Below are 532 nucleotides of genomic sequence, written 5' to 3'. Positions count from 1 at the left end.
CTGCTGACGGTACCTGAAGAATAAGCACCGGCTAACTACGTGCCAGCAGCCGCGGTAATACGTAGGGTGCAAGCGTTAATCGGAATTACTGGGCGTAAAGCGTGCGCAGGCGGTTTCGTAAGTCTGTCGTGAAATCCCCGGGCTTAACCTGGGAATGGCGATGGAGACTGCGAGGCTAGAGTTTGGCAGAGGGGGGTAGAATTCCACGTGTAGCAGTGAAATGCGTAGAGATGTGGAGGAACACCGATGGCGAAGGCAGCCCCCTGGGTCAAAACTGACGCTCATGCACGAAAGCGTGGGGAGCAAACAGGATTAGATACCCTGGTAGTCCACGCCCTAAACGATGTCTACTAGTTGTTGGGTCTTAATTGACTTAGTAACGCAGCTAACGCGTGAAGTAGACCGCCTGGGGAGTACGGTCGCAAGATTAAAACTCAAAGGAATTGACGGGGACCCGCACAAGCGGTGGATGATGTGGATTAATTCGATGCAACGCGAAAAACCTTACCTACCCTTGACATGGCAGGAATCC

General features: G+C 52.8%; 1 rRNA gene. It reads left to right on the top strand.

The features are described from left to right. Positions 1-532: ribosomal RNA gene (locus AAHE99_RS26690) — 16S ribosomal RNA — on the top strand; the annotation flags it as partial.

The sequence above is a fragment of the Pseudoduganella sp. OTU4001 genome, from assembly GCF_038440195.1.
Taxonomy (GTDB): Bacteria; Pseudomonadota; Gammaproteobacteria; order Burkholderiales; family Burkholderiaceae_D; genus Rugamonas.
The sequence above is the reverse complement of the archived record's forward strand: the minus strand, read 5'-3'. Positions and strand labels throughout refer to the sequence as shown.